The sequence below is a fragment of the Arthrobacter sp. NPDC056886 genome (genome assembly GCF_042788715.1).
In the GTDB taxonomy this organism is placed as follows: domain Bacteria; phylum Actinomycetota; class Actinomycetes; order Actinomycetales; family Micrococcaceae; genus Arthrobacter.
Genome location: NZ_JBHUBT010000008.1, coordinates 112,089 through 133,396 on the forward strand (window position 1 = coordinate 112,089; position 21,308 = coordinate 133,396).

The 21,308-nt window shown below is 62.7% G+C and carries 17 protein-coding genes; 10 read left to right on the forward strand and 7 right to left on the reverse strand.

Annotation, left to right across the window (positions count from 1 at the left end; all coding sequences use genetic code 11):
• Positions 1-235: 235 nt before the first annotated feature.
• Positions 236-1,336: an EAL domain-containing protein gene (locus ACFRJ8_RS14980; RefSeq protein ID WP_377986944.1), complete on the reverse strand. Its 1,101-nt coding sequence runs from the start codon at positions 1,334-1,336 to the stop codon at positions 236-238.
• Positions 1,337-2,042: 706 nt separating this feature from the next.
• On the opposite strand from ACFRJ8_RS14980, the gene ACFRJ8_RS14985 reads away from it, so the two are divergent.
• The 3 genes from ACFRJ8_RS14985 to ACFRJ8_RS14995 are packed head-to-tail and all read left to right on the forward strand — an operon-like array spanning position 2,043 to position 5,882.
• Complete coding sequence (locus tag ACFRJ8_RS14985; RefSeq protein WP_377986945.1) at positions 2,043-3,263, forward strand: methylhydantoinase; 1,221 nt, start codon at positions 2,043-2,045, stop codon at positions 3,261-3,263.
• On the forward strand, positions 3,260-4,342 hold the full coding sequence (locus ACFRJ8_RS14990; RefSeq protein ID WP_377986946.1) for a DUF917 domain-containing protein: 1,083 nt from the start codon (positions 3,260-3,262) through the stop codon (positions 4,340-4,342). The genes ACFRJ8_RS14985 and ACFRJ8_RS14990 overlap by 4 nt, the downstream gene beginning before the upstream one ends.
• Positions 4,335-5,882 carry a PucR family transcriptional regulator gene (locus ACFRJ8_RS14995; protein WP_377986947.1) on the forward strand — a complete coding sequence of 516 codons (1,548 nt, stop codon included), beginning with the start codon at positions 4,335-4,337 and terminating at the stop codon, positions 5,880-5,882. The genes ACFRJ8_RS14990 and ACFRJ8_RS14995 overlap by 8 nt, the downstream gene beginning before the upstream one ends.
• A 210-nt stretch (positions 5,883-6,092) precedes the next feature.
• On the opposite strand, the gene ACFRJ8_RS15000 is transcribed toward ACFRJ8_RS14995, so the two are convergent.
• The 3 genes from ACFRJ8_RS15000 to ACFRJ8_RS15010 all read right to left on the reverse strand — a co-directional run bounded on the left by ACFRJ8_RS15000 (position 6,093) and on the right by ACFRJ8_RS15010 (position 9,629).
• Positions 6,093-7,091 (reverse strand): zinc-dependent alcohol dehydrogenase family protein, encoded by a 999-nt coding sequence (locus ACFRJ8_RS15000; protein WP_377986948.1) that lies wholly within the window; start codon positions 7,089-7,091, stop codon positions 6,093-6,095.
• Between the two features lie 364 nt (positions 7,092-7,455).
• Positions 7,456-8,280, reverse strand: a complete 825-nt coding sequence (locus ACFRJ8_RS15005) for an aspartate/glutamate racemase family protein (protein WP_377986949.1) — start codon at positions 8,278-8,280, stop codon at positions 7,456-7,458.
• Positions 8,277-9,629 carry an MFS transporter gene (locus tag ACFRJ8_RS15010; RefSeq protein WP_377986950.1) on the reverse strand — a complete coding sequence of 451 codons (1,353 nt, stop codon included), beginning with the start codon at positions 9,627-9,629 and terminating at the stop codon, positions 8,277-8,279. Before ACFRJ8_RS15010 ends, ACFRJ8_RS15005 begins: the two co-directional genes overlap by 4 nt.
• Positions 9,630-10,165: 536 nt before the next feature.
• Between ACFRJ8_RS15010 and ACFRJ8_RS15015 the strand changes: the two genes are divergently transcribed.
• From ACFRJ8_RS15015 to ACFRJ8_RS15045, 7 genes are all read left to right on the forward strand, one after another.
• Positions 10,166-12,217, forward strand: coding sequence for a hydantoinase/oxoprolinase family protein (locus tag ACFRJ8_RS15015; RefSeq protein ID WP_377986951.1), 2,052 nt, complete (start codon positions 10,166-10,168; stop codon positions 12,215-12,217).
• A gap of 10 nt (positions 12,218-12,227) precedes the next feature.
• Positions 12,228-13,949 (forward strand): hydantoinase B/oxoprolinase family protein, encoded by a 1,722-nt coding sequence (locus ACFRJ8_RS15020; RefSeq protein WP_377986952.1) that lies wholly within the window; start codon positions 12,228-12,230, stop codon positions 13,947-13,949.
• Positions 13,946-14,401, forward strand: coding sequence for a GAF domain-containing protein (locus ACFRJ8_RS15025; protein ID WP_377986953.1), 456 nt, complete (start codon positions 13,946-13,948; stop codon positions 14,399-14,401). The genes ACFRJ8_RS15020 and ACFRJ8_RS15025 overlap by 4 nt, the downstream gene beginning before the upstream one ends.
• Before the next feature lie 64 nt (positions 14,402-14,465).
• On the forward strand, positions 14,466-15,719 hold the full coding sequence (locus tag ACFRJ8_RS15030; RefSeq protein WP_377986954.1) for an amidohydrolase family protein: 1,254 nt from the start codon (positions 14,466-14,468) through the stop codon (positions 15,717-15,719).
• Between the two features lie 1,263 nt (positions 15,720-16,982).
• Complete coding sequence (locus tag ACFRJ8_RS15035) at positions 16,983-17,360, forward strand: hypothetical protein (RefSeq protein ID WP_377986955.1); 378 nt, start codon at positions 16,983-16,985, stop codon at positions 17,358-17,360.
• A gap of 806 nt (positions 17,361-18,166) precedes the next feature.
• Entirely contained in the window at positions 18,167-18,868 is a 702-nt protein-coding gene (locus ACFRJ8_RS15040) for a DinB family protein (protein WP_377986956.1), read from the forward strand.
• A 627-nt stretch (positions 18,869-19,495) separates the two neighbouring features.
• Positions 19,496-19,858, forward strand: coding sequence for a phosphotransferase family protein (locus ACFRJ8_RS15045; protein WP_377987114.1), 363 nt, complete (start codon positions 19,496-19,498; stop codon positions 19,856-19,858).
• 374 nt (positions 19,859-20,232) lie between these two features.
• Here the strand turns inward: ACFRJ8_RS15045 and ACFRJ8_RS15050 are convergent, their stop codons facing one another.
• The 3 genes from ACFRJ8_RS15050 to ACFRJ8_RS15060 all read right to left on the reverse strand — a co-directional run bounded on the left by ACFRJ8_RS15050 (position 20,233) and on the right by ACFRJ8_RS15060 (position 21,294).
• Complete coding sequence (locus tag ACFRJ8_RS15050) at positions 20,233-20,337, reverse strand: YdeI/OmpD-associated family protein (RefSeq protein ID WP_377987115.1); 105 nt, start codon at positions 20,335-20,337, stop codon at positions 20,233-20,235.
• A gap of 262 nt (positions 20,338-20,599) precedes the next feature.
• Positions 20,600-20,752: a hypothetical protein gene (locus ACFRJ8_RS15055; protein WP_377986957.1), complete on the reverse strand. Its 153-nt coding sequence runs from the start codon at positions 20,750-20,752 to the stop codon at positions 20,600-20,602.
• Between the two features lie 395 nt (positions 20,753-21,147).
• Complete coding sequence (locus ACFRJ8_RS15060; protein WP_377986958.1) at positions 21,148-21,294, reverse strand: lmo0937 family membrane protein; 147 nt, start codon at positions 21,292-21,294, stop codon at positions 21,148-21,150.
• Between the last annotated feature and the right edge of the window lie 14 nt (positions 21,295-21,308).

A 21,308-nucleotide genomic window follows, 5' to 3' on the forward strand; every position in this document is an offset into this window, starting at 1 on the left:
CGGCTTACTGGCTGCGAGGGGGACTGAGGCAACCGCACAATGGCGTTGCGAAAACATTGCCGGGCGGGCGGAGGGCGGGTCCGGTGAAAGAAGCCCGTCGGTAGGATCGACCTATGACCCGTAAGCCCTGGATGACTCTTGCTCCGCCTGCCCATGTATGCGACCGGCTCGTACAGGACGAGCGAGCAAATATCGTCACAGGCATCCGGACGGGGAATGGGCCTTCGTCGGCGGGTCAGGACCGCAGGCTACCGTCCGGATTTGTAAAGGACCGTGCTTCCTGCCCGGCAGGGGTCCACCCGTTCCAGTCCTCCGGCCGGGTGGTGGGCGCGCCCAGCAAATAGCCCTGACCGGCGGTCATGCCTAGCCCCGTGACTGCCGCCAGTTCTGCGCAGGTTTCGATGCCCTGGGCGATCACGACGGCACCGATATGATCGGCGAACCCGATCATTGCCTCACACAAGGATGAATGAATCGGGTCCGTAGCAATGCCGGCAACAAGGTTGCGGTCCAGTTTGATGATGTCCGGCCGGAGCTGCCTGATATGCCGGATCGACGTGACGTACGAGCCGGCATGATCAAGGGCAAGACGGACTCCGCTCCTTCGCAGCGGAGCCAAAGCCGTGAGCAGCGCGGCGGGTTGCTCCCTGGTCAGGGCCTCGGTGAGTTCCAGGACCAGGCGCGCAGGGGCGAGTGCCGATTCCTGCAGGAACCCCGGCAGGAGAGGGTCCAGGCAGGTGGACGGGGACAGTTTCAGAGCCACGTACAGCTGGGCCGGGAGGATTCTGGCTGCGGCGAGGGCCGATTCCATTGCCGCGAATTCAAGATCGCTTCCCAGCCGCGCATCCCTGGCTTCGGCGAACCAGTCCGCAGGCTGGTTGCCGGTGTCGCCAAGAAACCGCGTGAGGGCCTGCGCGCCGACGACTTCCCCGTTGGAGAGGTCACGGATCGGCTGGAAGGCCGTCAACAGCATTCTGTCCTGCAGCACCGCCTCGATCCGCGAATGGACGCTCCCGCCCGGGCCAGAATACGTGGCTCGACCGTCCTCGGGCGCATCGCGCCGGCCCCTGGGAGGAAATTCGGTCAGGGCGCCAAGGGCGATAAGGTGCTCCAAGAGCGCTGTTTCCGGCCGGTCGGGATGGGCGGCAAGACACTGACGCAGCTGTTCCCGGGCGGCCGCCTGCTCCGGCGCTGACGCGGACAGCACCGCCTCGATGATCTCGGATGCCTGTTGGCGTATCTCAGGCACCCGGCCGCCACCGGGCGTGGCCTCGGTCGGGTCGTCGGGACCCGCCGCATTCGCGAGTGGCGGAAAAGACGATGGCTCTACCGGCATTGGCTATTCCTTTGGTCCCCGTTCCGGCTGAGCCCGGAACGGACAGCCGGCCGCCCGCTCCCGCCTTCCGGATTCCCTGACGCTGGAGCAGAAAGACCGTGACAAAACTTTACAGCATGAATGACTCGCATGTCATCCTGCGGTTAGCAGCGCTGCCGCAGTACCGCGTACGGACAGGACCCGGCCGAACTCGACGGCATCCAGGCAATCCGCTCCCCGTCGATGCCGAAGGGACCAGTGACCGCCGGCGGCGCCGATGAGCGCTAGCTGGAACTGCCGTCCGAGCCGGGCCGCGGTGACGGACCGGCGCCGGGCCAGCCACGGTCTTGAGGAATACCTGGTATTGCGGGCCAGGACGGTTCCCTCGCCCCCACCGGATCGATATCAGCCCGGCCCCCGGATCCGCCCTTTGAGGGTCTCCAGCACATCGGGTATTCGTGCCCGTGGTGGGGACTTAGCTAACGGGCCGCGCTGGGTATCTTCGTCAACGTCTCGATAGGCCGAGGAGCACGAAACGATGCTCTCTCCGCGCCTGGGGGAACACTAGAGGACGACTAGTGGTGCACTCTATACACATGGAAGATAGACGCCAGGCAGGAACTGAACAATGAGAGTGGGACTGCGGCTACAGGGAACCAGCTGCCGGACCGTTGTACTCGACGGGCGGACTGTAGTTTCCGCCGCTCGGGAGGTGCACGCGGGCAGCTTGTCGGAAGCATTGGAGTCGTCCCTGTCCGGGCTCCGTCGGGAGTTCGGGTCAGGCATCACGGAGATCACTGCTGACGTCGGACGGGTCTTGGTGGAGCGGAAACTGGCCGACGTCGTCGCCATCCGCATTTCACCCCGTCCCCCCGCGGACGACTTTCACATGACCGTGCTGCCAGCCCTTGTTGAGCCGGCAGTGACTCGGACCGTGCATGTCCGCGGGGGTCACGACCTGCGGGGACGGCCTCTGGCTCGGTTGGGCCTGGAGGCGTTCCTGTCCGACCTCCCCGGCATCCTTGCCGGTGACGTGCGGAATGTGGCGATCACTTCGGTCGGTTCGACAGCGTCAATGGACCATGAAACGCGCATAGCCGATGCCATCCTAAGCAACGACAGAGATATGCGGATCAGTATTTCCAATGACTTCTATTCCAGCGTTTTCCGGGACCGCGACTACACGGCCATCCTTAACAGCGCCCTGATGGAGTCGGGGGAAGAGCTGGCTGCCACGCTTGAGGAGGCAGGCCGGCGCCAGTTCCCGGCCGCCCTCTTGTCGTTTGCAAAGAACGACGGCGGCCGCGCACCTCTGTCACGGCTGGCCTTGGCGCCTGTGCACGGGTTGCGCGCCCAGCCCGCGATGGCAATCCTTGGCGCGGCCACGTTGGCGGGAATCCCCGAGGGGGAAGTCATTCTCTGCATGGAGGACGGGGTCACCGTGGGCCACACCCGTGGAGGCCTGCCTGTCACCAGAAGCCTCATTCGCCAAGGATTTGACGCAAGCCTCGCCAGCAACGCCGCCATTCTGGAGCCGTACACCGTCCATCATCCGGTTCGCACCGACATCCCCTCGGTGATTGCCGACCTCCGCGAGTGGCAGGAGAGTGCACTGCCCTTCGGGCTGGTGCCCACTCTGCCGGCGGTGCAGGACGCCGCACTGGTAGGATCTGCCGTGGCCCCGCTGACGGCGTGGATCGACAGGCTCGAGACCGTCAGCGGCCGGGTTGACCTGCGACGCGTGCAGAACCTCGCCGAGGAGGACGCACACTCAGCGGCGGTCCAGTTGGGCGCCAGCCCCGGGCAGACCCACATCATTGAATCGAACGTCTTTGCCATGCCCTACGGCAACCCCGGAATCGTTCGAATCCGGGTCCAGGCGGCCGGAGAAGCGTCCGCCGACGAGGAACACGTGCTGCCGGCAGCCGCGCGGGGAACCAACCCATGAGCACCGTACTCACTACCGAGGACGTCCGGAACCTCAGAACAGGTGCCCACTTCCTGGCTTGCACCATCGACCCGACGGCAATCTACGTCTACGCGGAGATGATCCAGCGGGCGATGGAGGACCGGTCACTGGAACTCATCGCCGTCGATGAGCTTGCTCCCGACGACCTGGTGGTGGCGGTCGGAATGGTAACGCAGGGCCTTTTCATCGCCGACATGCCTCCCGTGGGCGACGAGTTCCTCGGCTGCATCAGTGCCATCGAGGCCCGTCTCGGCCGGAGGGTGAGGGCGATCTATTCGCTCGCCGCCGCAAACATCAATGGAATCGTACCCCTCATGGTTGGGCTGCAGTCCTCGCTGCCCGTCATCGATTCCGACCCCATGGGCCGCGTTTTCCCCTTGATCAGCCAGACAACTCTGAACATTGGAAACGTGGCGATCGGCCCTATCGCGCTCATGGGGGTAACCGGGGAACGGGCGGTGGTTGAGGTCGACAGCCCGCAACGGGCCGAGACGCTGGTGCGTGCACTGGTGACCGAACTCGGCGGCTGGGCAGCCACCGCCATGTATCCGTGTTCCGCACAACGGCTGAGAGAGCATGGCGTCCACGGCTCCATCAGCCGCATGATCCGGATCGGGCAAATCCTCGACGCGAGCAGCTCGGTTGAGAGAAAGCTGTCGTTGCTCGCCGATCTCCTCGACACCACGCGCATCGCCCGAGCCCGCGTGAGCCACATCGAAAGCCTCTCCCGGCCCACCGACCTCGGCCTGCCGGCGCAGCCGTCCAGCGTAACGCTCGAAGACGAAACCACCGGCCGCATCGTGCGTCTTGAAATCCAGAATGAGATCCTGCTGGTCCTCGTGGATGGTGCGATAACAGCAGCCGTCCCGGACATGGTGACGCTACTCAATTCCGAGCAGGGCACGGTGGTGAACCTCGACGACGTCCAAGTGGGCGACGTCGTGGATGTCCTGAAACTGGCCGCGGCGCCGCAGTGGTATTCGGAGGCCGGACTGAATCTGGCAGAGCCCAAGGCTTTTGGGATTCCGCTCGAGCATCCAAGGCGCCATCATGACTAGGTCGAAAAACGAAACCCGGCTCGATGTCGCTGGGCTATTGGCGCACGGTTCCCTCCGTGGCACCACGCCGCTATATCTCACTCCATCCAGCGCGTTGATAGAAAGTGTTGTTCTCGTCTCCCAGCTTGAGGCAATCCGGCAGGTGCGGCCCAATACTGTGGTGGTCCTCTCCTCAGAGATGGGTTCAGGGGGTTGGCTGGTGTCCGCGGCGCTCCGCCATGCGTGGGAGCGGCGGGCCAGCGCCGTCGTCGTGGCCGGCAGCGCCTATGCAAGCGCGGCGGTCGGACTGGCGGAGCGGTTGAGCATCACGCTGCTGGCCACTGACGGGGAGCCTGCAGCCCTTGCATTGGCCCTGGCGGCCGAGATCGGCGCGGCCCTGTCGGTGGTCGATGCGGAACTGGCCAGGGTCTCCCGGACAGTCGCAAAGGACACCACACTCGGTGATGTCCTCAAGACCATTTCCAGGGAACTGGACGGGGTCGGAGTTTTGCTGGAGTACGACGGCGTGGTTCTGGCCTCCGCCGGGCTGCCTCCAAGGGAGACTGACGAAGTCATCACCGTGGAAGTCGGCGGGGCCAATAGCGTCGTCCGCTGCACCCTCACGGCCCGCGTGCCCACTTCCGGCATCCACAACCTGCGGCTGGTGCGCTCAATCCTTGAGGTGGCCACGCCCGCGGTGAAGGCTGCCTGGCTGTTGGAGGAGCTACTTAGTACTGCCCGGGCCGTTCCCACAGCGGCGATCGCCGGGTTGGATCAGGACCCTGCCGCGTCGGGCGCGGAGTTCGAGGAAAAACACCGACATCTGCTGACCCAGTTGGGCTGGCGCGAAGGGGAGCCATACGTGGCCCTATGGCTCCGCAGCGGGGAGGTGCAAGACCACCGGCCCGAACTGACGGCCGTGTTGCGCCTGCTCTGGCGCAAGGTCACAGTACGCAGCCCCTTGGCTGAGGTTCAAGGCGGTTGGCTGACGCTCGTACCCGCCGGGGATCAGGATGCCTCGACCCAGCTCGAAACCCGAATCAGGACACGTCTGGGGCCAGCTCTTGCCGAGCTTGGCCTGGTGGCGGGATTGTCCCGATGGCAGGAGGATGCCCCTGCGCTGGCGTTGATCGTGCGTGAGGCGCGGCTGGCTGCACAATCCGCCCGGTCAACGGGGCCCGGCACGGTTCTAGGCTTCGCCAACCTCGGGGTGGTCGCGGCCACGACCTTCGTCGACATGGACGCCGTCGCGCTCGTGGCAGAACTATCACTGCCGCGACTGATGAGCTCCCCGGACCGCGACGTGATCATTACGGCAGTGGCCGCCTTCCTCGATCACCGCGGCTCAGTCAGCCTCGCTGCGAAATCCCTCAACCTGCACCGGAACACCCTGCAGGCCCGGCTTAACCGGGCACGGGATCTCGGTGTCCCGCTTGATATCCCCTCTGAGCTGCTGTCCGTCCACCTCATCGTCAAAGTGCTGCGGCGATCTCTGCGAGACAAAACGACTTCCGAAGACCCCCTCGAATACCAGAAAGGACTCCCTGAGATCCCAGTCTGATTCCTTCAATGATTGCCCCGAGGATTTCTGGCTTCGGCCAGCGCCTAAAACTGCCCCCATCGAACGCAGGGGGCACGAGCACGGCGCGCGTCTCCATCCGTCAGCAGTCCGTGACGGCGGTCCATGCGTGAGCCCGACCCCGGTCCGTGCCCGCCGGACTGTTCCACGGACACGGACACGGACACGGACACGGACCCAGGCGCGGCAGGGCTAACTTATTTCGACGACAATTTTCCCTGACTGTTCGTTCGACTCCATATAGCGGTAGGCATCAAGCACTTGGTCGAAAGCAAAGACCCGGTCGACTCTGGGCCGCAGGGCCCCAGAGCTAATCCCCTCGCGGATGAAGTCGACACCTCGCTGCCGCTCATCGGCCCGTCCGACGTGGTTGAACATTGAGTACGGGTGGAAAACCGATTGAGTTCTGCACATTGCGGCCATAGGGATAACGGGCTGCAAATCGCTCAGCGTGCCGTAGCCGAAAATGACGGCGTTAGGTGCGAGGTGATCGACGTAGGTGCCGAGGGACTCTCCTCCGACAGGATCGAAAGCGACCCGCACGCCTTTGCCGTCGGTGGTGCGGTCGATGACCTCGCCGAGGTCGTCGACCCCCACGAGGGCTACTTCGTTTGCGCCGGCCTCAAGGAGGAGCGATCGCTTCTTCTCCGACCGCGTCGTCGCGACCACCTTCGCCCCAAGTGCGCGTGCGATCTCGATGGCGCCAAGCCCGGCCGAACTGGCGGCGGCAGTGACGAGCACTGTGTCTTCACATCCGAGATTGGCTGTCTCCGCGAAGGCGAAGTAAGAAGTGAGATATTGCATCCAAACAGAGCAGGCCTGGGCATCCGAAAGTTCCGGTGGAGCAAGGGTTAGGTAGTCTGCCGGTAGGACGGCCGTTGTTCCCTGCACGCCGTCGGTTGCGGTGAAGAAGGGAATGCTCGTGACGCGGTCGCCGATGCTGAAAGCTGTGACTTTCTCGCCAATCTCGGTGACGGTACCCACTGCCTCGGACCCAATGCGCGAGGGGAACTCCGGGATGGTGTAGTGCTCGCCGTGGATGAACATTAGATCTGCCCTGTTGAGTGCGAATGCTGCGACGTTGATGCGGACATCGTTTTCCGCGACTTGACGTGGAGAAGCAGCTTCGACGGCCAGCACTTCGGGGCCGCCCAATGTGCGGAAGACAACCGCGGATTCTGGCCTGCTCATCGCTGGACCAGCGAGAAGTTGGGCTTGAGGGGGGACAGCAGTCCGATAGGGACATAGTAAGCGTGGGTCATCATGGGCTTGATACATAGGGTCCGTCTGGACATATCCTTACCTCCGTTTTTGAGTGCTATATGCCACGTTTGATTTTGATTGGGTTAGCCGGCGCTGATGCCGCCGGGGTTATGGGAAGGATGCGGTTACCCGTCCCCGCATTGCTGGTGACCCGCGGGGGTTCCCTCGCCTGCCTCGATCACGGGATGTCAAGGCAAGCGAGGGTATCGGGGTAACCTCCGGCCAAAGATGCCCTAGGGTGGAGGGGCTCTGTGACGCGCAAGCAGTCGGCGTCACGGGCGGTGCAATGTATTTACGAGGACACCGTGGTCATTGACACCATGTGCTTTGGCTCGAGAGCCGGGAAGAACCGCTGGCGTTCTTGGGCCGTGGGCCCGTCGTAGCCCAGGCGCTTGCTGTGCGTCCAACCGAACCGACGAACCGAGTCAACGAGCTGCTCGGCGTGTTTGAGCGGGGCCACAGTCGCGTCGATCACGGGTACGCCAATTTCCTCTTGAACCGTTCGGAAGAATCCGAATTCGGCCGTGCAGCCGAGGATGACGACGTCTGCGCCGTCCTGTTCCACGGCCTTGCGGGCTTCGGTCATGATCCGCTTTTCCGTGAGCGCCGGGTCCTCCTGGAAGTCATCGACGCCCATCTCGAGCACGCGCCATGAGGCAAGTCGCTCTGATGCGCCGCAACGATGGACGTTCTCGGCCATCTCGGGAATCCACTTCTTCCGTCCAACGAGAATGGAGAATCGCTCGCCCAGACTTCCGGCGATGCTCAGCGCCGAGTGCGCCGGGCCTACAACCACCATGCGATCGGTGATTTCGCGTGCCGCCCGCAGCGCCGGGTCGTAAAAACAACCGATGACGGCGGCGTCATAGCCTTCTTCTTCCGCCCACCGCACGGTTCGCAACAGCTGCGGAAGCATAAGTGCCTCGAAAGCATTGTATTCAACGTGGGAGGGGCCCTCTCCGTCAAGGGAAACGACATCAACTTCGGTGCCCGGACGGACTATCTGGCGGAAGGAATCCGCCATCGCTCGGTTGTACACATCGGTGTAGAGCGGGTTGATCCACAGGATTCGGGCGTTCTCCGAGAGATCGTCAAGATTGTCGGTGGGGGTGATCATTCCAATTCACTTCCTTCGGTTTCGGGCAAGAACAGGCTGAGGATGACGGTGACAAACAAGAACATGTTGATAAACAGAATTGTCGACGTGACTCCGGTGGCGGAGGCTAGGAGGAACCCGACAAGACTCGGTGCGACCGTATTTGCGACGCGCTGACCGAAGACACCGAACCCGTAGCCTGAGCCACGAAGGGCCGAGGGATAGAGTTCGCCCATCCACGTGTCCCAGACACCCCAGGCTCCCAGAGCGAAGAAGGCCAGAGAGAACATGCCGATATACATCTCAGTCTCGGTTGAGGCTGTCGCGAAGAAGAAGCCGCCGCCAGCCGCGGCGAGGACATAGATCGTGAATATCCATTTGCGGCCAAAGCGTCCGGTCAGGTAGGAGGCCGTCATGTATCCCGGGATCATGAGGACCGCGCTCAGGGCAATGAAGGAAAAGCTTGATGAGGCGCTCAGTCCTCGCCCTTGAAGCAATGTTGGCATCCACGATTGAAGTCCCCAGTAGCCCCAAGAGAAGGTGAAGTTGATGAGGACTTGAATGATCGTGATCCGGCCCATTCTCCCCTTGAAGAGGCTCCAGATGGACTGCTTCTCGCCCTCCGACACGGTGAAAATGGTGCCACGCGAGATGGGGTGGGCTCCCAGACGGTCGAGGACATCGTGCGCGTCTTCATTCCGCCCCCGCCTCGCGAGCCAGTACGGGGATTCCGGAACGACCTTGTACAGTACGATGCCCCACAGGCTGGCAAGTGCGCTAGCAGCAGTGACCCAGCGCCAGCCGTGCCCGCCGATCAGAGCAGCGGTGCCGAGGGCGGCCAGGATACCGATCGGCCACCCTGCGGCAAGATAGACCGTGGCCTTTCCGCGGACCTTAACCGGGAGCAGCTCTTCAAAATAGGGGAAAGTCACAGTGAAGACGCCCGAGAACAACAGCCCGGAGAGGAAGCGAGCCACCGAGAGGGTCTCAAAGTTCGGTGCGAAGCAACTCAGGAGCGTGAAGACACCATAACCGGCGAAGCTCCATGCACACGTGGATTTCCTCCCGATCCGGTCAGAGATGGGCCCCCAAATTAGTGACCCGGGGATCATGCCCAGGAAGAGCGCCGAGATGGCGATTCCTACCTGCGTCATGCCGACCTGCAGGCTAGTAGCCAGATCACTAGCAACGTAGGTGAGCATGAGCATTTCCCAGGCTTCGATTGCGAAAGCGAAGAAGAGGACCGCGCAGATTTTAAAGTGGATGGACCCGAAAGGCATGTCGCGGAACGCGTGCCCGACGGCCATGGAGCGAGGCGGGCTCGCCGTCCCGGGCGCTCGCCCTGAAATGAGTGGGTCGATACTGGACATGTCTTGACCTCCGATAATTTGGACACGATTAGAAGTACACGCAGCGTTTCTGTGCACGGAGAACAGTCCGGATATCAGGGAATTCACCTCGGAGCAGCTCACCCAAGCCTCCACTCGGAGTAGCTCTCCTAGCCTCCCGCCGAGTGATTGCCCTCACACTACAAACGAAGAGCGCTCAGACGGTGTTCACTTTGCACTTCTTTGATTCGCCCGTTTGGGCGGAAAGCACTGCGCTTGTAAACGCGCACCCTCTGCGCAGGTCAGAAGGACTGTGTTTTTTGGTGACATTGGGCAGTCTCTGTCCGCCGTTATTGCGTTGTCGCACTGAGGAGGGACAAGCGCCAATTCAGTAAACCTCGCGCCGTTGGAGCCGAGCCCACCGGCCTCGACAGTCGGGTGCGCGCGCACCACTGTTATGCACTCTGCCCGTCCAGGTGAAGCCGAATCATGCAGTATGCCCACTATCTTGGTCGGCCCCGTATGTACCGTGATCTCCCACACACAAAGTTCCATTCCAAGACCATGAGGAGATACACATGCCGAACTACAGGGTGTCGATGGATATCGGCGGAACCTTTACTGACATAGTGGCGTACGACCAGGACGCCGGAACCTACGCGGCTACGAAAGCGTCCACCACGCCGTGGAACCTGAGCGCCGGCGTCATCGCAGGCCTGGAATCGATAGTTGATGATCTATCGGACATCGATTTCCTGGTCCACGGCACCACCCAGGGCCTGAACGCGTTCCTAGAACGTCGTGGGGTTCCCGTGCTACTGCTGGCCACGGCCGGCATCGAAGATACCTATCACATCGCCCGCGGCCCCCGCCTTGAGCTCTACAATGCGCAGTACCGCAAGCCTGCCCCGCTGATCGAGCGCAAGGACGTCATCGGCGTCCGTGGCAGGCTGGACAGCCAAGGCCAGGAACTCGTGCCCTTGGACGAACTGGCAGTCCGCCAGGCCGCGCGCCGGGCAGTGGAGGAGGGCTACGGCGCCGTCGCCGTTGCGTTCCTCTTCAGCTACAAAAACCCCTCGCACGAAATCAGGGCCCGCGAAATCCTGCTCGAGGAACTCGGGGAAGAGTTCACAGTCTCCCTTTCGCACGAAGCAGCCAAGGAATGGCGCGAATACGAGCGCACGTCCTCCGCCGTCGTCGAGGCCTACACGGGGCCGGTCGTACGTAACTACCTCCTGGACTTGGAAGAGAAACTCGGTGACCGGGGAGTGGAAGCCCCGCTGCACATTATGCAGTCCTCCGGCGGCGTGCTTACCGCCGAGTCCGCCCGTAAGCGGCCGCTGCAGACATTGCTTTCCGGCCCGGTCGGCGGTGCCATGGGCGATGTCGAACTGGCGGGTGTCTCGGGAAACCGCAACCTCATCGGTGTGGACATGGGCGGCACATCCTTCGACGTTTCCTTGGTGGTCGACGGCAAGCCGGACGTCTCCACGGAGGCCCACCTTGAAGGTCTGCCGATGCTGATGAGCGTCGTCAACATCCACACCGTCGGCGCTGGCGGCGGCTCCGTCGCGTGGCTCGAAGCCGGCGGCCTCCGGGTCGGGCCGCGTTCCGCAGGAGCCACCCCCGGACCGGCTTGCTACGGCCGCGGCGGGACGGAACCCACAGTCACTGATGCCAATCTGGTGCTCGGCCGTGTCGACCCCGACTGGTTCGCCGGCGGACAGGTCGCCTTGGACCGTGAAGCCGCGATCACAGCCCTGAAAACAGTTGGTGATCAGCTCGGCCTTGACCCCATCGCCATGGCCGAAGGCATCTGTGACGTCGCCAACTCCCAAATGGCCCAGGCGATCCGGACCATCACCATCTCCCGCGGCATCGAACCCCGCGACTTCGCCCTCGTGGCCTTTGGCGGTGCCGGACCCATGCACGCCGTGTTCCTAGCCAAGGAACTCGGGATTCCGGAGACGGTCGTTCCCCGCTTCCCCGGCGCTTTCTCCGCATGGGGCATGCTCCAGACGAACATCCGTAAGGACTTTTCCGAACCGTACTTCTACCTCGACGAAGACATCGACGTGGCAGACATGGCCGGCATCCTGCGCTCCATGGAAGTCGAAGGCCTGTCGTCACTGATCTCGGAAGGCGTCCCGGAGGAAAGCCGCGCCACCACGGCGTCCGTGGACGTCCGCTACCAGTCGCAGGAGTTCTCCCTGAATGTTCCGCTGACGTCCGCTGACGAACCCGAGTCTCAGGACTTCGTCGCGAACCTCGCTATCCGTTTCTCCGCGATGTACCACGAGCGCTACGGCCACTCCAATCTCGGCGCCCCGATCGAAATCGTCACGCTGCGCACGCAGGCCGTCGGCGACCTGGGACGGCTGGAAGCTCCGAGTTACGTCACCGCAGAGGGCCCGGAGTTCAAGCACGAAATCCGCCGGGTGGTCTTTGACCACGTCGAACACGACACCACCGTGGTTCGCCGTGACGACCTCGGCGCCGGCCACACATTCGAAGGACCCGCCATCATCGTGGAGCAGACCGCCACCACCGTGGTGCCCCCCGGGTTCAACGTCAAGGTCGACAAGTTCGGCTCCCTGGTCATCCGCTCTGAAGACGTCGAAGGAAACTGAGGTACCAAAAATGACAATTACAGCAGTCAAAACCCTTGATCCCGTCACCGTGGAAATCATCCGCAACGCGCTCACCAGCGCCGCGGATGACATGAACGCCACCCTGATCCGCTCCGCTTACTCACCCATCCTCTACGAGGGCGGGGACTGCGTCGTGGCCCTCCTGGACACCGAGCACCGCGTGCTCGGGCAGTCCGCCGGTCTGCCGCTGTTCCTAGGCAACCTGGAAACCTGTTCCATCGCCGTGGAGGAGATGTACGGCCGCACGGTCTGGCAGGAAGGGGACATCTGGATTCTCAACGACTCATACCTGGGCGGCACCCACCTGAACGATGTGACCATTTTTGCTCCGATCTTCGACGAAGGCGCGGTGGTCGGATTCGCGGCCACCCGTGCTCACTGGATGGACATGGGGTCCAAGGATGTCGGCGGTTCCATGGACTCGACGGACATTTTTCAAGAGGGCTTCAGGATGGGGCCAGTCAAGCTGGTCGAGGCCGGAGTTGAGACTTCTGTTGTGGACCTGATCCGGACCAACGTGCGCTTCCCTTACCAGACCATTGGTGACATGCACGCCATGATCGCCGCCCTCCGGATGGGGACCACCCGAATGAAGGAGCTCGTGGGCCGGTACGGGATGGAGCAGCTCGATGCCGCCCGGGATGAGATATTCCGCCAGACTGAGGAAATCGAGCGTGCGACCGTACGCAACATTCCGGACGGGGTCTACGAAGCCGAGGGTTTCCTGGACAACGACGGCATCAATCTGGACACTCCCATTGCGATCAAGCTGCGGATCACCGTAGCCGGCGACACGGTTGACTTCGACGTCACCGGATCGGCGGACCAGACCATGGGTCCGGTCAACTGTGGCGCCGCCCAGGCCGTCTCGGCGCTGCGCGTGGGTTACAAGCTCCTCGTCAGCCCGGAGTCCAACTCCAACGGCGGATCTTTCCGGCCAATGACCACCCAGGTACGGTCCGGCTCAGTGCTCGGCGCCGTGACGCCAGCCCCGTGTCAGTGGTACTTCTCCCACCTCGGGCTTCTGATCGACCTCGTCTCCAAGGCAATGGCCCCGGCCATGCCCGACCGCGTCGCCAGCGCCAGCCACGGTGACTCAATGATCATCACCGCCGCCGGTTTCGACACCCGCTTCGGCCGGAACTTCGTCACCATGGAAGCAACTCTGGGCGGCTGGGGTGCCTGGCAGGGCACGGATGGCGAATCCGCCATGATCAACAACGTCAACGGCTCCCTCAAGGACCTGCCGATCGAGATGCTGGAGACCCGCTACCCGTTCCGGATCAACGAGTACTCCATCCGCCCCAACTCCGGCGGCCCCGGGCAGTACCGCGGTGGCAACGGCGTGGTACGCGAATACGAATTCCTGGCCGACTGCGTTGTCGGACTCTGGTTCGAACGGTCAAAGACGCCCGCCTGGGGGCTCTTCGGCGGATCAGACGCCCAAGGCCCCGAAGTTGTGATCAACCCCGGCCGCAGCGATGAGGTCCGCACGCTGAAGGCGAACGCCCACAAGGTCAAGGCCGGCGACGTCGTCCGCCTCGCCGTGGGAGGCGGCGGCGGCTTCGGAGAGGTCTCCAAGCGCTCCCGCGAGGACATAACGTACGACATCGTCAACGGTTTCATCACCGAGGACTTCGCCAAGACGCACTACGGCTACCAAGCACCGCCAGCGGATGGGTTCCCATCAAGAAAAGAAAGGACTCCATGAGTTCCCAATTTGAATCCTTCGACGACGTGTACGCCCACGCCCAGCAAGCAGTCGGTGTCACGCTCTTTACCGCCTCCGTCATTGCCGATAATGGCACCAGTATGGCCCGCGTCTACACCACCCATCCCGATGTCTATCCGGTGGGCGGGAAGAAGACTCTCGCCGAGGACACGAACCGGGTGTGGCTGGAGCAGGTGCTCAATGGACAGCAGCCGTTCCTGGGGGCGGATAAGGAAGCGGTCCGCGCATTCTTCTTTGATTCGGCAACCATCGAGTCATTGGGCTGCGGGGCCATCGTCAACGTTCCGGTCGTGAGAAACGGCCGGACTATCGGTTCCATGAACTTCCTCGCACCTGAGGGCAGCTACGACCAGAGTTCGGTGGATGCAGCCGTGGACGTCGCACGGCGGTCTGTCCATCTCCTCGAAGAAGCCCTTACCGCAGCCAACTAGTTCCTTCGCGGGCGGGCACCAATTGGGGGGCCCGCCCGCGGGGGGCAACAGGAAGGAACAGCACGTGACCACTCCGGGAAGCCTGACAATACGGAACGCCCTAATCTTTGACGGTGAATCACCTGACCTGATTGAGGGTTCTATCAGCATCCGGGATGGCCGGATCACCGCCGTAGGGCTGGTGGTGGAAGAGACCGGCGCCGTCCTTGACGCCGGCGGCCGAACCGTGATTCCAGGACTCATCGATGCGCATTTTCATGCCTACGCCCTCAGCCTGACGTCCGCCAGGAACGAGACGGGGCCACTGAGCTATTCCGCACTTGCCGGGGCACGGCGCCTCGCCGCTGCACTGCTCCGCGGCTTCACTGCGGTTCGTGACGTTGCCGGTGGTGACGTTGGCCTTGCCAGTGCCATCGAGGAGGGCCTGTACCCCGGTCCGCGGTACTTCTTCACCGGCCCGGCGCTCAGCCAGACAGGCGGCCACGGCGATATCCGGGCCGCGAACCACGGAGGATGCTTCCACGGCGGGCACATGTGCGAAGTGGTGGACGGCGCCGATGACCTGTTGCGGGCCGTGCGTCACCGATTCCGCACAGGTGCCTCCGCCATCAAGCTAATGGCCTCCGGCGGGGTCGTCTCACCGGTCGATCCGATTCGGGTTCCGCAGTACAGCGCGGCGGAAATCCGCGTCGTAACGGAGGAGGCCTCCCGCCGGGGCAGCTACGTGACGGCTCACGCATATTCGCCCGAGGCCATTCGTCATTCAGTGCTTAATGGGGTTCGCTGCATCGAACACGGCAATCTGCTGGATGCGGAAACCGCCCAGCTAATGGCTCACAATGACGTCTATCTAGTCCCCACCTTGGTGACCTACGAAGCCATGGAACGGCGCGGCAGGGAAGTCGGCCTCACCGAAGTGGGAGCAGCCAAGAACCGGGAAGTGTTAGAGGCCGGGAGGAACGCCGTGGCACTGGCCCGAGATGCCGGGGTCCGGATTGGGTTCGGAACAGACCTCATGGGTGAACTGGAGGATGAGCAACTGGCCGGACTCCGCCTGCAGTGTGAAGTGCTTGGCGTGTACGGCGCACTCCGGTCGGCAACATCAACCAATGCCGCCCTGCTTCGGCGCGGTGACCTTGGACGCATCACCCGAGGGTCCTGCGCGGACTTGGTGGTCCTGGACGGGGATCCCTTCCATGAACCCTCGATCCTCTGGGACGAAAGCAAGACGCGTACCGTTATCAAGGACGGCCAGATCATCTCCACGGGTGCCCTTTGGGATGCCAGGGATTTGCCGTTAGACGTTCCGGTTGCCTAGGAAAGCCGCAAAATAACCGCTAATAGGCGGAGGGCTCGCCAGGCTGACAATGGGAGCAATGCGCCATAACCTCACACAATATCCACTATCGGCCGTCAACTCGGTTGTGCTGCGGGGATGGTGCCTTCATTTGAGGGCCGATAACGGACCTTCTGTTTGGTGTGGCAGCGTTGCGCCTGATGCTGCGGCTGACCGGAATTCCGTTCCGAAAGTCTCGTGGCACAGAATTCAGAACAGCCAGCTCGACTCGGGGAGTGGGGCCGCAATGCTCTGAGCTGTCCAATCTGGCGTGTGTACATTGTCCACATTTTGGGCGTCGGATCGGGTCGTACTGTTGCAGGATCGGGCTGGATTCCGCATGTTTCCGCGGGATCCCAGTGTTTGCGGGGGAGGGAATGCGGTTCGAGTCCCACCTCGGGCACGTGTTTTCCCTGTTCAGGGGCTTGTGGGCCGCTGAATGTGTACAAATCTCCTTTTATGGGCCCCTGCGGGGCCCATTTTTGTGGGTTGCGACTGGTCTGGCGGCTCCTTCTCTTGGCCGGGACGGCGGTGTTGCTCTGTACTCCTTCATGGCGGGGAGCGCCTGGAACTGCATGACTTGCTGCAACTTGGGATCAAATCGTCATGGTCATCCCTGCCGGCTGCCGGAAATCCTGGGAAAGTCTCGTCATGACCTCGATGATGTTCTCGAGCATCGGGTAGGGGCAGGGCGAACCGATGGAGTTTGGGGACGACCAGAGTCTCGCCGGGACGGACAGCCGCCAGGGCTTTCGCTTGGTCCTGGCCGTTTTTCCTGTGGGTCAGCCATTGTCGCAATAGATCGGGCCCTCGGGGGATACCCAGCCGATAAGCGCATTGCGTTGCGCTGTAGGGTCCTTTCGTTAGTGGAGGAGACCCGGGCGTAGCCCAATGATCTGCGCGGACAGGGGTTCGACTGTCGCGATTGTCCACCCTCAGCGGGACAGTCTTGCGGGCGGGGTATACGCGAATCCAGATTTCCTGGATCTGTTTCGGATTTCTCGCAGCGCCATTGCGGGCGTACGGTGTCGCGGTTGGGGACCGTCCAACGGGCGGTCGCAACCTGGGGCCGGCCCACCGATGTCATTTTCCGAAGTCGCCTGCACGGAACGTCAGGAGTCCTCTGCACTACAGGAACAGCTCATCTGGGGCGGGGCGGGTCGAGCAAGGATCCAGCGGGCCCGCCTGATTGGTGGTGCGGTTTGGCTAATTCGTTGGTGAGGCGTGCATGCCACAATGAGGCCCATGACTCGAATCCTCATGATCGGCATCCACGCGCGAGCCCTCGACTATAGCAAGCTGCCTCCTGGCCTCGACGAGGCCACGATGACCGAACGGATCGAAGCGGGGTTCGGGGCCACTAGGGCCGCCGGCTTCGACGCCGTCAACTGCCTGATCGGCACCTCCCCGGACGAAGCCGAAGCAGAGATTCGCTCGGCGTTCGGTCGTGATCGTTTCGGCCTCGTGATGATCGGGGGCGGCATCAGGATGATCCCGGAGTACACCGAGCTCTTCGAACGGATCATCAACGTGTGCAATGCGGAATCGCCCGGAATCACCTTCTGCTTCAACACATCGCCCGAGACGACTCTGGACGCGTTGGAGCGTCACGCCCAGCCGTGAACGTTTGCGACGCGATCCGGTGCGTCGACTAGCCTCGGCGTTTCGTGTCGGCGGTCATGAGATGCGCCTCTGCTCACGTGCGGCTGCGATGTATTGGGAATAGGTGCTCGCCTTACGGGCACTGTTGCGACACGGAGCGACCAAAAAACGCCGCCACAGAGCGACCAACTCCACATGTGCAGTGTTTCGTGCAAAGGTCAGTGTCGGCGTTCCGCGAATTGGCGCGGCGTCAGGAGCCGCGGACGATGCGGTGTGGCCAGCGCACGAATACGACCGTTACTGGTCACGCTCACTCGCGGCGGCGCTGCGGTCACCCAGCGCGTTAGGTGAAGGAGCCAACAAAACCAGGGTCATTTCCAACCGTCACCCGACGCGTCGTTCCCCGTGCCAGAACTCGCCCGTTGATCAGCACGGCTTGACTCCGGTCGGTCATGCCGACCGCTGAGGACGACCACGGAGAAGGACCAAGAGAATTGCTGTGACGACAGCTGCGGCGATTCCGCCCAGAAGATCTGACCAAAAGATGACAGGGAGCTTGGTAATGACGAACAGCAGTTGTATCAGCGCGCTCAAGCGGCAATCCCGGCGCCGGCGATCATTAGTCTCGTTCTGTGGTCCATGCCATCCCCCAATGCGGTGGGCTGTTCCGCAGCCCGTCGCAGCCAGCATATCTGACGGCCTATTCTCGCTCCGGGCTGAGCATTCGAGAGCCGGAAAGGGATCCCTTGGCGCGCACTTGGTGGTGGACAGCCAGCAGATGCCCCGAAGACGAACATCGACCGTGCGTAGGCGCCTAACGGCATCTCGTGGGGTATAGGCTGCATGCCATGATGACCAACCAGCGCCTCAAGCCACTGCTCGAGCAGTACGACTGGGCGACGGAACGACTTCTTAGTCGCCTCGCCGGGCCCACCAGCAACTCGGGTGATGACAGCGACGTCGACGTACCGGTACTGACGGACGCCGAGTATCTCTGGGAACCGGTCGACGCGTGCTGGTCGGTACGGAGGCGCGCCGATGGGCCCGGACCGGGCGCCATCAAGCTCATCGGCGCGGGTGAGTGGGGGCGAGACGGCGCCCCCGAAAGTCCGTGGCCTCCGCCCCTCACGACGATCGCCTGGCGACTTGACCACATCTCCGAGACGCTGTTGGGCCGATCCAACCACCTCGGGGGCGACGGAACGTTCGATCGAGCGACGTACGAATCACGACCAGATGCAGCCGGCGCTATCGAGAGGTTCCGTCAGGCCGCAGCCGACTGGCGCCGGGTACTACTCAGTGTCGATGAGTCCGACTATGACCGGACCGGGCTAAGCAGCTACCCGTACGGCAGCGATGCCGAGGAGACGTTTCCGTCGATCGTGTGGTGGGAGAACCAGGAGATCCTGCACCACGGAGCCGAGATCGCGCTCCTCCGCGACCTCTACGTTCACCACGCTCAGTGGCGACGAGCGCGCACCGCGGACAACTCAGCTGGCGGAGTCTCTACGAAGTCGGCAATTCCATGAATGTGTCCCGCGTCATAGAGAATTTAACGTCATCTCGTGCACGAGATGATCAAGAGGATTACGTCCGCATCGGTGCATAGGTGCCCGCAGGCCGATCCCTCAGCGGGACGTTCGGTGTAATGGCAGACTGCTGGCTATGAGCACTCTTGAGCGGGACGCCTCCGCGGCTTGGTCGGCTCTTCGGAGTGTTTGGTCAGATTTGGCGTGGACAAGCCCCGTCTACAGTCATGGAGCTTTTCATCATGTCGCGGTGCTGGGCTCAACCGGCGTCGTGCGCGTGTCTTTTGCTGCCAACCATGGGGCGCAGATCGCCCGTCAGAGCGCTGTGCTCCTCGCTGTCAGCAGTGTCGGGCTCAAGACCCGCATCCCGAAGCTCCTTCGAACACTGACCGGTGACACCTGGTCAGCGATGGCGTGCACCGTCATCGAGGGAGCCCATATGGCGGATCGGCCGTGGCATGAGGTCCGGCACTACTTCGCCGGTGTCCTCGATGACCTTCAATGTGCGCAGCTATTGACAGGGTTGCCTACTGCACGCTCGTGGTGCGGCGGAAGCTCCTGGCCTGACGTCGTTGACGCATCACGGCAGGTTACGGCTCTCGTGTGCGGAAAGCTGCTCAAATTGTGGTGCGGGAGGTTCTGAGTCTCGAGGAAGGGGTAAGCCCTTCCCTCGTCCATGGTGACTTCGGTCCGCACAACATTTTGTGGGACGAGTCCGGCGCACCGGGCCTGATCGACTTCGACAATGCGTGTGCGGCAGATCCTGCTATCGATGTTGCTCCACTCATCGGGTTTTACGGAGCGTGCAAAGTAGGGGAAATTGTCGACGCAGACGTGCTGGCGCGAGCGAAAGTGTACCGCGCATCTCTACCACTCCAGGTAGCGGCGGGCGCAGCGCTTGGGGCAGACCGCAAGCTCCAAAGCCACGCACTGTCGAACTTCGCGCGCCGGCTCGAGGCGGGATCACTCCACGATCCAGCAGCTACCTAGACATGCACGAATAGGGATCGGCTTACGGGCACCAAGGGTGACATTTAGCGCTGCGAAAATGCCGCCACTTATCGCTGCGACTCACACGCCTCGGTGCTTGCAGCTCGCTGCAAGCACCGCCATTCTCGATTCAAGGTGTTCTTGTAATCTTTCGTTTCCGAGAAGGCCTCGTTGCCGGCAGCCAAGCGGACGGCGTTCTGGCGGATTGCGGCTTCATTCGCGCCTGAGCTTTGAGGGCGGTTTGTCCGCTCCCTTTTGCTGCGACAGACAGGTCTCAGCCTGTTCTCAGCTCCGGGCGGGACATTGGTAACAGGCCCTGAAAACTTGACACCGACTCGGCTGTCGTTTCACAGGTCCCGGGCCGCACGCTTCCCTCAACCGGCGTGCGGCCGCTGGCTGCTGTAGGGGAGCGTCGCATAGAAGGCCTTCGCTCCGGGGTCCGCTTCCAAGGCGGCCGCGAGGATTTCGGGGACGTCGATGACTGCCTCTGCGCATCCGGTTCGACATCGACCTCCACGGTGTCCCCGGCCGAGGCGCCGGTCCGTCCCGTTTGGCGGCGCTGACGCCGATCATGTTCTGGCAGCCGGCACCGAGTGCGTTGACGAGCTCGGGCTTGGAGCGGACAACCCGGTACGGGCTCCCGGAGTGCGTGGACCGGCCGGCGTGCCAAGTTTGCATGTGATTGGCGCTCCAGTTGGACATGATGCGCGGGACGTTGGATCCGGCGAGGACCCGGTCCGCCTAGGTTCCTGTGAGGCGGGCGATGACCGGGGCGCCATAGGTAACCCATACCACTATCCCAGCGGCGATCAGGACCAGGAGAATGGCGACGCCCAGGAGCATCAGGGGAACATTTTGACGGTTCCAGAAGCGTCGTTCCCGTTTTGGTGACATCGTTGGCACCTCGCTGTTCGGAGGATACTGAGGTGGCGTTGCGTGTCTGCCTGACAGCCTTGCTGCAGGTGCCATTTCTCTTGCGTCGAATGATCATGCCGCTCGTCACCGACGCTCCAATAAGTCCTACCGGCCGTTATCGGGGCATCTCTGGTTTGAATAACAGTGGGCTCGGCGACTGTGTTGAGAATAGCGGTCGCCTGTGAGATTGCTGTGAGACGGTTTGCACGTCCCGGAAGCGCCTCACTCAATGGTCTTTTGTTGGCAGGTGACCGGCGGGGCAACGCCCGCCGGCCATCCTGTCCCGGCGCCTTGTGTGGATGGGCGTCATTGATGATCTTCCGGCACCTGCCGGCCGTCCGACAATTCGGCGAAGGCGGGATCATCGTTCGTATTTAGACACGGGACCTGCCGCGGAGGAAGTGGAAGATCAGGACGATCACGGCGATAACGAGCAGCAGGTGAATGAGCCCGCCGCCGATGCCTCCGAGCAGGCCGAGAAGCCAGAGAACGGCGATGACGATGGCTATCCAAAGCAACATGAGAGTCTCCCTTG